Source organism: Protofrankia sp. Cas8 (genome assembly GCF_963555845.1).
Classification (GTDB): domain Bacteria; phylum Actinomycetota; class Actinomycetes; order Frankiales; family Frankiaceae; genus Protofrankia.
The window spans coordinates 3,644-13,228 of record NZ_CAUVXI010000167.1; the positions used below are offsets into that span (position 1 = coordinate 3,644).

Sequence of the window (9,585 nt, forward strand, 5' to 3'; positions counted from 1 at the left end):
CGACCCGGGAGCTCGCCGATCTGGACCTGCTGCACACCCGGCTGATCGAGGCGTGCCCGGCCGAGAGCGGCGCGTCGATCGTGCACGGGGACTTCCGCATCGACAACGCGATCCTCGACCCGGGGGATGTCGGCACGGTGCGGGCGCTCGTGGACTGGGAGATGGCGACGCTCGGCGACCCCCTCGCCGACCTCGGCCTGCACATCGCCTACGCCGATCCGGCCTTCGACCCCGTGCTGGGCGGTGAGGCCGCCTCGACCAGCCCTCGCCTACCGTCCGCCGACGCGCTCGTCGAACGCTATTGCGCGACCTCCGGGCGTGCGGTGACAAACCTGCCGTTCTACCTCGCGCTGGGCTGTTTCAAGGCAGCTATCATCGCCGCGGGTATTCACGCGCGGCACGCCCAGGGCATGACCGTCGGAACCGGTTTCGAGACCGTCGGCTCGGCGGTGCCGCTCCTGGTGGCGGCAGGATTGACAGCCCTGTCCGGGAAGTAAGCGACCCGGACAGGAGGCCCATGCACCCGGCCTCCGCCGGTGTCACCACCCCGCGGTTTTCAGGAAAGACCGAGGCTCGTTTTTCAGGAAAGTCGGAGCACTCCTCTGATGATGGTGCCCTCGGCCTGGTCGCGGTATCCCGACGGCAGTTCGGCGAGCGAGTCATAGGTGCGAGTGACGATGGCGTCGAGGTCGTAACGGCCGGCTCGGTGGAGATCGGCGAGAAAACGGATGCCTTTTCGCCCGTCCCATGAGCCGGCGAGACAGCCGACGATCTGCTTCTCCAGGCTCTGCAGGTTCCGCAAATTGATCGTGGCCGTGTTCTCATCGGCGGGATGGACGTTTACCACGACCACCCGGCCGCGCTTTCCCACGAGGGACAGGGCCGCCTCGATGCAGCGGCCGTCACCGACCGCCATGGCCATGACGACCGTGTTCGCCATCCGGCCGGCCGTCATGTCGGTCACCACCGTCGCCGCCTCCCCGAGGCTTGCCACCGCGATGTCGGCACCGAGCCGTTTCGCGACACCTCGCTTGAAGGGAACGGGATCAACGGCCACGATCGAGCGGGCGCCGGCAAAACGAGCGGCCTGGACGGCGTTCGCACCGATCCCGCCGACCCCGACCACCACGACCGTGTCCCCGGCACGGACCTCGGCGGTGTTCAGGACGGCTCCCCATCCGGTGACACCGGCGCAGGCGATGGTGCAGGCGGCCTCAAGAGGCAGCGCGGGATCGACGACGACGCAGCTCGCCTCATTGACGACCGTGTGCTCGGCAAAGGTACCGAGAAACACGAAAACGCTCAGATCCTCGCCGCGGGCATGATGGCGGGCGGTGCCGTCGGAGATCTGGAAGCCCTGCCCGATCAGGGCACCCCGCTCACAGAGGTACGGGAGGGCGTCGAGGCATGCGGCGCACGCCCCGCACGGCGGCAACGGAACGCTGAGCACGACATGGTCGCCGGGACGAACTGCGTGCACCCCGGCTCCGACGGCCTCGACGACGCCCGCTCCCTCGTGGCCGCCGACAACCGGCCGGCGCGCGCCGGGATACCCACCGTCGAGCAGGTGGTGATCGCTGTGACACAGGCCGGTGGCCACCATCCGGACCAGGACCTCACCCGCGGCCGGCGGGTCGAGGGTGATCTCCTCAATGCTCCACTGCGACCGATCGGGCCACAGCACCGCCGCGCGCGTCCTCATGGTCATCTCTTACTCTCCACAGACGACCGTTCTACAGACGGCTGTTCTACAGACGGTAGTTGTGGCTTCCACTGGGGGATGACGACACCGTCGGCGACGGTCTCGAACCAGACCCGCATCGGCTGCCCGGCGGTGATCGGGTACGCGCCGGGCAGGTGACCGACAAGACGGGCGGCCGGCACGTCGTCGAGCTGGACGAGGACCACCGTGTAGGGCACCGGGAAGAACGGATGTACCTGGTGGGTGACCACCGTCCAGGAATAGACGCTCCCGGTGCCGGCCACCGACTGCCAGCGCCCGTCCCAGCTCCCGCAGGTATGGCAGTAGGCCCTGGGCATGTGCAGAAGGCCGTCGCACCCGTTGCACATCCGCACGACCAGTTCACCGCGCCGGGCGGCCTGGAAGAAGCCGCCGGTGTCCCGGTCGTCGTCCCTGGGGACAAGGCGCGGGTCCGCCACTCGGGCAGGCCCCGCCCCGCCGCCCGCCCCGCTGCCTCCCACGTCATGCCGCCCGGAGCAGAAGGGCGCTGCCCGGGGGCAGCGGCGTGGAGGTGACCAGGCAGACCTCGGCCCCGGGCACCTGCGACGTCGACTCGCCGCGTAGCTGGCGGACACCCTCGAGGATGTGGTTCATGCCGTGCAGGTAGCCCTCGGACAGATGCCCGCCGCCGGTGTTGATCGGGATACGGCCGCCGAGGTCGATCCCGCCGCCGGCGACGAACGGCCCGCCCTCGCCCTTCGGGCAGAATCCCCAGTCCTCGAGCTGAAGCAGCACCGTGATCGTGAAGCAGTCGTAGATCTGGGCGACGTCGATGTCGTGCGGACCAAGGCCGGCGCGGCGGTAGAGCGTGCGGGCGACCGACCGGGCCGGCAGCTCGGTGATCGATTCCCGCATCAGGACGGGGAACTGGACACCGGGCTGAGGGTTGCGGCCGCTGCCCTGCGCCACCGCCCGGATCAGGACCGGCGGCTTGCGGCCGTCGCGCGCCCGAGCCGCGCTCGTCACGACAAGCGCGCACGCCCCGTCCGTCTCCAGACAGAAGTCGAACAGCCGCAACGGATCGGCGATCATCCGGGCGGCCAGGTAGTCGTCCATCGACAGCGCACGCCCGTGCATCTGCGCCGCGGGGTTCGCGTTCGCCCGGGCCCGGCAGACCAGCGCGATGTGCCCGAGCTCCTCCGCCCGCGTCCCATACTCGATCATGTGTCGCCGGGCCATCACCGCGAAGATCTGCCCTGGAGTGAGCAGTCCGTAGGGGGCGAAGAACTCGTCGTAGCTACCCGCACCACCAACCTGCGCGTCCACGGTGGACGACAGCCCGTACCGGCGCCCGGAGCGGCCGTTGAGCTCCCGGAACACCAGCACCGTCGTGGCCTGGCCGGACAGGATGGCGCCCACCGCCTGGCCGACCATCGCGCACGGCGCCACCCCGCCCGGCCCGACCTCCGACCAGTAGGTCAGATCCTGGATGCCCAGCGCGTCGGCAAGATCGTGCTGGCGCACGGTGTCCATGTCGCAGCGGACGATGCCGTCGACGTCACGCGGGGACAACCCGGCGTCATCGAGAGCGGCCAGGGCCGCCTGCGTCGCCAACGTCAGGTCACTGCGGCCCGAGGCACGCGAATAGTCGGTCGCGCCGATGCCGACGATCGCACACCGGTCCCGGTGGTGGAACTCCTCGTCCACGGTCACGGTCCGGCCTCGACCGTGAGATGGCGGATGAGCTGCTCCCGGTGGTGGGCGGGGTCACCGAACATCAGCTCGCTGCTGGTGGCGCGGCGGAAGTACAGATGGGCGGGGTGCTCCCAGGTGAACCCGATACCCCCGTGCACCTGGATGTTCTCGGCCGCCGCGAACGCGAAAGCCTCCGAGCAGCGGACCTTCGCGACGGATGCGGCCACCGCCAGCTCCACCTCGTGTTCCTGGGCCGCCCACAGCCCGTATGCCACCGCCGAGCGGGCAGCGTCGAGTTCCAGCGCGATCTCGGCGCAGCGGTGTTTGATCGCCTGGAACTGCCCGATCGGACGTCCGAACTGCACCCGCGTCTTCGCGTATCCGACCGCCATGTCCAGCACGTGCGCCGCGCCGCCGGCCTGTTCGCAGGCCAGGGCGACGGCGGCGAGGTGCACGAGGTACGCCAACGTCGGCTGCGCACCGCCCGGCGCGCCGAGCAGACGGCCCGGCACGTCGTCGAGGTCAAGGCGTGCCTGGCGCCGGGTCGGGTCCAGCGTCCGCATCGCGCTCCGGCGCAGGCCGGGCGCGGTGCCCTCGACCGCGAACAGGCTGACCCCGCCGTCGCCGTCGCCGTCGCCGCCGGTGCCGGTGCCGGTGCGGGCGGCCACGAGGAGGAGATCGGCGTGCAGCCCGTCGAGGACGAACATCTTCGTCCCCCGCAGCCGCCATCCCGACCCATCGTGGGTCGCGGTGGAGGCCACGCCTGCCGCATCCCAGCGAACCGACTCCTCGGCGAGCGCGACGGTCGCGACGGTATGGCCGGCGGCGATACCCGGCAGGTAGTCCGTGCGGGCGGCCTCGTCGTCCAGATGGAGCAGAACACCGGTGGCGAGCACGGCGGTGGACAGGTACGGCGCGCACAGCAGGGCGCGCCCCATCTCCTCCAGGACGATGCCGACCTCGCCGACACCTGCCCCGGCCCCGCCGTACTCCTCGGGGACGAGCAGGCCGACGACACCCAGCTCGCCCGCCAGCCGCGACCAGACCTCCCGGTCGAAGCCTTCAGGGGTCTCCATCAGCCGCCGGACCTCGGTCTGCGGCGAATGCTCCGCCAGAAACGCCCGGACGGCGTGGCGTAACTGCTCGCGTTCCTCACTCGACGCCAGATCCATATCCCAGACCACGCCGCCTCCTCAGCCTTTCTAACCCGTGTTTATGACGATGAACACGGGTGATATTATTTACGGTAAGTTGTGGGTGATATCCGCGTCGTAGGGTGTGGTCGCCTGGCCACCGTCGACGGTCAGCACCGCCCCGGTGGTAAAGCTTGACGCCCGCGAGGCGAAGTACAGCGCCGCCCCGACAATTTCGTCTGGCTGTCCACCGCGGCGCAGCGGGAACCGGCGCGCGAGCGTCTCGAAGGCTTCTGCATCCCACGCCTCGCTGATATCGGTGAAAAACGGCCCGGCCATGATTGTGTTCACCCGGACCGCCGGTCCGAACGCCAGCGCGAACCCGGTTGTCAACGTGTTCAGCCCGGCTTTGGCAGCAGCATACGGAAGGTCTCTCGGGGTCGGGCGGATCGCCGCCACACTGCTCACGTTGATGATCGAGCCGCCACCGTCACGCACCATCCTGCTGCCCACCAGGGCGGTGAGCCGGAACGGGCCCTTGAGGTTGACGGCCATCACCTTGTCGAACAGCTCCTCGCTGACCTGCTCCAGGCTCGGGTACAGTGGCGCTATCCCCGCGTTGTTGACCAGCACATCGACGTGACCGAACTCGCCGTAGGCGGCGTCCACCATCCTGGTGATCCCGTCCCAGTCCCCCACGTGGGCGGCGTAGGGAAATGCTCGCCGGCCGGTCCTGCGACGTACTTCATCGGCAAGCGCCTCGCAGCCGGCCAGCTTCCGACTGGTGATCATCACGTCGGCACCGGCCTGCGCGAAGGCCAGCACCATCTGTCGGCCCAGCCCCCGGCTGCCTCCCGTCACCAGCGCCACCTTGCCCGCAAGCATCGGCTCGTCCCCGGTCGGCCCCGTCACCGGGGAATTTCCCGCCACGGCCGGTTGCGGTCGACCCGTTCCTCGCTCGGCAGCCCGAGGAGCCGCTCGGCGATGATGGTGCGCTGGATCTCGTCCGAACCACCGGCGATCCGATATCCGGGAGCGCCCAGGATGTGCGCGGTCCACGCGAACGTGCCCCACTCACCGGTGTCGGCCACCAGACGCGCCCCCAGCACAGCCTCCGCCGCCACCGAGGCAAGCGCCAGACTCCGCACCCAGTGCAGCTTGCGCAGCGACCCCTCCGGTCCGCCGGGACGCCCGGACGCCCGCCCGGCGGCCTCCCGCAGCGACGCCACCTCGGCCAGCCGCTCGCTGATGTAGACGTCGGCCAGTTTCTGGCGCACCAGGGGATCATCGAATCGGCCGAGCGCGCAGGCGAGCGGAGCCAGCTGCCGCCACCCGCCCCCGACGCCACTGTGCCCGCCGGTCGCCTCCCGCTCGAAGCCGAGGGTCGTCAGGGCCACCTTCCAGCCCGCCCCCACCGCCCCCAGACGCAGCGAGTCCGGGATCCGGACGTCGTCGAGGAAGACCTCGTTGAAGGACGTGCCACCCGACATCTGACGCAACGGCCGCACCGTCACCCCGGGCGTGTCGAGCGGCAGCAGGAACGCGGTGATGCCCGCGTGTTTGGGAACGTCCGGGTCGGTCCGCACCAGCACCATGCCCCAGGCGGCGAACTGCGCCCCCGAGCTCCACACCTTCTGCCCGTTGACCACCCATCCGTCGCCGTCGCGGACGGCGCGGGTCCCCAGCGCCGCCAGGTCGGATCCGGCCCCCGGCTCGGAGAAGAGCTGGCAGCACAGACGCTCGGCACGCAGGAAGGTCTGCAGGAGGCGATCACGCTGTTCGGGCGTGCCGACAAGACCGATGGTCGGCGCGATCAGATGCACCGTCACCGACACCAGCTCATGGGCGGGCGGGACGGCGAAGCGCGTCTCCTCGGCGGCGAACGCCTCGACGAACTCCGGCCCGAGCCCCACGCCACCGTCCTCCCGCGGCCAGTCCAACGCGCCGAACCCCGCGTCGATCTTCTGCCGGTGCCAGCCCGCCACCCGCTCGATCAACGCCTTCTCGTCGTCGAAGGAGAGGTCGTGAAAGACCGACACGTCGTAGGAAGCGCCCTGGGCGCCCTCGCCACCGGCGCCCGGGCCAAGGCCCTCCCGCGATGGCGCGTGTTCGGCAAGCCAGCTGCGTGCACGCCGCCGAAAGGCCTCCAGATCCTGCGCACCGTCGGGATCGCCGTCTGACTGCCTGACGCCCATGCTTTCCCTCAACATCCCCTGGTAGCGACGTGGGCGCTAGCTAAACATCATGATAAATTGACGTCAAGGGCCTACTTCGCCAGGCTCACCGGAGCGAGAACGCCTTCGGCCGGGACGCCCGCTGACAGCTGCCGGGGAAAAGGACGACGAAGGGTTTCGGATGTGACGACCCAGTCTAGGACACTCCGGGATCTGCCCGACATCGCGCCGGTCCGGCCCGGCGAACAGCTGCCCTGGGACCGCCTGGCCGCCCACCTGCGGCCGCGGCTGGCCGAGCAGGGGCTGGACGTGACCGGCGAGCTGAGGATCCTCAGCTGATGACATCGACAATGGCCTCGACAGTGGCCTCGGCTCATGCCTAGCTTTGACAGGAGCCGCAAGAGCCCGATACCGGCCGGGCCCGACGAGGCGGCGCGACGCAACGGCCATTCCTCGGCTGTCCCGACGCGTGGCTGTATCGCCATCACGGCCGACGGCGCGGTACTGCGCACACTCAAGACGTCGGAAAGCCTCGCCCGCGAGGTCGTGCGGACCATCATCGACCAGGGCCTGCAACCCGGCGACGGGCTTCCCACCGAAGGCGCGATGCTCGAACAATACGGTGTGAGTCGAGAGTCGCTGCGCGAAGGCCTGCGATTGCTGGAGGTCCAGGGCCTGATTTCGATCCGCCGGGGACCCGGGGGAGGGCCGGTGGTCGGCAGCGTCCATCCGGCCAACCTCGGCCGCATCTCGACCCTGTACTTCCACATGGCGGGAGCCACGTACAACGAGCTGTTCGACGCGTGGATGTTCGCCGAGTGCATTCTCGCCGAGCGGGCCGCCCGCGCGAGTGACCGCACCGCCCGCGTGGCCGCCATGGCCCCGTATCTCGAGCTCAACGAGGTCCGCGAGACGCCCGAGGAGCTGGCCCGTTTCGTACAGGAGCATGCGATGTTCCACGGCGCCGTGGCGTCGCTTGTCGGTAACCGGGTGCTCGAGCTGACTCTGCAGACCATGGGCCAGATCGTGAGTCACCACGTTGCCACTGTCGATGATCCCCGCATCATGCACGACCTGATCGCCGATGATCACCTCAGGCTGGCCCGAGCCATCGCTGCCGGCCACAGCGGCCAGGCCAGCACCTTCATGCGGGATCACATCGAGGGCGTGGCGCGATACACCCGCGAACGCCTCGGCGCCCGGATGGACGACCTCATCGAATGGCAGTAGCAATCGACCGGTAGATGGCAGCTGAGATGAGGATTACGGGTGGGGCTGGGTCCGGCTCGTCCGGCCGGTCGCGGTGGCCGTGGGGTGTGGCGTCCTGTCTGTTCGGTCAGATAATCGCTCGGATACAGTCACGGGAACGATCTGAGTGTGTCGTTCAGGTCGTTCAACGCGGCCCACTGCCGGCAATGATCGGGGGATGTTGTGGCGCGGGTGTTTGTCAGTCATCGGGGTGTCGATGCGGTGCCGGCGGAACGGCTCGCGAACGATCTGAAGGCGGCCGGGCAAGAGGTGTGGTTGGACGGGTGGGAAATCGCCGTCGGTGATTCGATCGTGGAGAAGATGAACGCCGGTTTGACGGCGGCGGACTATGTGGTGCTGTGCCTGTCCACGGCGGGAGTCGAGGCGCCGTGGATGCTGCGGGAGTGGGCGCCGACGGTGGCCCGCTGGCTGAACGGTCACAGCGTACGGGTGCTCCCGGCGGTGTTGACGGGTGGCGACGCCCCGGCGCTCCTTGCCGATCTGAAGGCGGCGGACCTGACCGCGGACTGGGACGGCGGGGTCGCGGCGTTGCTGGCCGCGATCAACCGGTAGGCCGGTGGCGTGCAGATGATCACGATACTGATTGCCCACGCGACCGGTGAGGAGGCGCTGGCGGAGGAGTTGGCCGGCCCGTTACGCGCGGCCGGGTATGACGTGTGGCATGACGGTGCGGTGTTTGTCGGCGAGTCGGTGACGGCGCAGGCATCCCGGATTCTCAGCCAGCGTGGCCCGGTGGTGCTGTGCGGGACGGTGCGGGCGATGGGAACGCGGCTTCCCCGGCTGCTGGTCAATGCTGCCCGTCGCGAAGGGTCAACCGTGCGGGTGTTTGCGGTGCATATGGAGCGGGATGCCGACCTGGACAGCGTCACCTTCGATACCCGGGTGGCGGCCTACTGGCAGGACCCGACGAAAGCCGTTGACGAGCTGCTGGCGGCTCTGCGCAGGCACTATCCGCTGGTCCCGGCCGAGGATGCCCGGCGGGAGGAGGCAGGGTCGGCCGACCGGGGTGCGCTGCCGGCGGAGCTGCGGGTCGCGTATCTGGCTCGGGTGGTGGCGCAGTATCGGCGGTTGGATCTGGAGGTGTTGACCCCGGCGGAGCATGAGACGCATCTGCCGGTGCTGGTGCAGTCGGTGTTTGTCCCGCAGGGTGTGCGGGCGGAGCCGCCGCCGGTGGAGTTGTCGAAGGAGCTGTGGCGCCGGCTGGTGGACGCCGGGGAGATCGACGACGCGGATCTGCCGGACGGGGTGGACGCCGACCGTCTGGCCCGCGCGCGGGTGGCGTATGCGCAGCAGCCGGTGCGGGCGGTGTTGGACGTGGTGACCGCGGCGGAGAACCGGTTGCTGGTGCTGCTGGGGGATCCGGGGGCGGGGAAGTCGACGCTGGCGCGGTTTTTGGTGTTGACGTTGGCCGGTGGTCCGGGTGGGCAGCCGCTGGCGGGCATGCAGGGGTGGCTGCCGGTCCTGGTGGAGCTGCGGTCGTTCGCCGATCTGCGGCGGGAGTGCCCGACGTTTCTGGAGTATTTGCAGCGGCTGCATGACACCGACGGTTTGGGGCTGCCGGCGGAGGTGCTGGCTGGCTATCTGCGGGCGGATGGCCGGGCGCTGGTGGTGTTCGACGGGTTGGACGGTAGCT

10 protein-coding genes and 1 pseudogene are annotated in these 9,585 nt (G+C 69.6%); 5 read left to right on the forward strand and 6 right to left on the reverse strand.

Annotated features, from left to right (window positions below; translation table 11 throughout):
* Positions 1–497, forward strand: a 497-nt coding sequence (locus U9977_RS20125; protein ID WP_322750840.1) for a phosphotransferase, incomplete at its 5' end; no start/stop codon positions are given.
* 83 nt (positions 498–580) lie between these two features.
* Here U9977_RS20125 and U9977_RS20130 read toward each other — a convergent pair.
* From U9977_RS20130 to U9977_RS20155, 6 genes are all read right to left on the reverse strand, one after another.
* Entirely contained in the window at positions 581–1,708 is a 1,128-nt protein-coding gene (locus tag U9977_RS20130) for an alcohol dehydrogenase catalytic domain-containing protein (RefSeq protein ID WP_322750841.1), read from the reverse strand.
* A complete protein-coding gene (locus tag U9977_RS20135) occupies positions 1,705–2,160 on the reverse strand; it encodes a Zn-ribbon domain-containing OB-fold protein (RefSeq protein ID WP_322750842.1) in 456 nt (151 codons plus the stop codon). The genes U9977_RS20130 and U9977_RS20135 overlap by 4 nt, the downstream gene beginning before the upstream one ends.
* A gap of 43 nt (positions 2,161–2,203) precedes the next feature.
* Complete coding sequence (locus U9977_RS20140) at positions 2,204–3,394, reverse strand: thiolase C-terminal domain-containing protein (RefSeq protein WP_322750843.1); 1,191 nt, start codon at positions 3,392–3,394, stop codon at positions 2,204–2,206.
* Positions 3,391–4,548, reverse strand: a complete 1,158-nt coding sequence (locus U9977_RS20145; RefSeq protein ID WP_322750844.1) for an acyl-CoA dehydrogenase family protein — start codon at positions 4,546–4,548, stop codon at positions 3,391–3,393. The genes U9977_RS20140 and U9977_RS20145 overlap by 4 nt, the downstream gene beginning before the upstream one ends.
* A 69-nt stretch (positions 4,549–4,617) precedes the next feature.
* Positions 4,618–5,394 (reverse strand): SDR family oxidoreductase, encoded by a 777-nt coding sequence (locus tag U9977_RS20150; protein ID WP_322750845.1) that lies wholly within the window; start codon positions 5,392–5,394, stop codon positions 4,618–4,620.
* Positions 5,395–5,417: 23 nt separating this feature from the next.
* The gene (locus tag U9977_RS20155) at positions 5,418–6,704 is read right to left on the reverse strand and encodes an acyl-CoA dehydrogenase family protein (protein WP_322750846.1); all 1,287 of its coding nucleotides are present in this window, start codon (positions 6,702–6,704) and stop codon (positions 5,418–5,420) included.
* 162 nt (positions 6,705–6,866) lie between these two features.
* Here U9977_RS20155 and U9977_RS20160 point away from each other — a divergent pair, with 162 nt between their 5' ends.
* From U9977_RS20160 to U9977_RS20175, 4 genes and pseudogenes are all read left to right on the forward strand, one after another.
* Positions 6,867–7,022 carry a hypothetical protein gene (locus U9977_RS20160; protein WP_322750847.1) on the forward strand — a complete coding sequence of 52 codons (156 nt, stop codon included), beginning with the start codon at positions 6,867–6,869 and terminating at the stop codon, positions 7,020–7,022.
* A 36-nt stretch (positions 7,023–7,058) separates the two neighbouring features.
* Positions 7,059–7,913, forward strand: a complete 855-nt coding sequence (locus U9977_RS20165) for a FadR/GntR family transcriptional regulator (protein ID WP_322750848.1) — start codon at positions 7,059–7,061, stop codon at positions 7,911–7,913.
* Between the two features lie 210 nt (positions 7,914–8,123).
* Complete coding sequence (locus tag U9977_RS20170; RefSeq protein ID WP_322750849.1) at positions 8,124–8,504, forward strand: toll/interleukin-1 receptor domain-containing protein; 381 nt, start codon at positions 8,124–8,126, stop codon at positions 8,502–8,504.
* 15 nt (positions 8,505–8,519) lie between these two features.
* Positions 8,520–9,585, forward strand: a pseudogene (locus U9977_RS20175) (hypothetical protein); the annotation flags it as partial.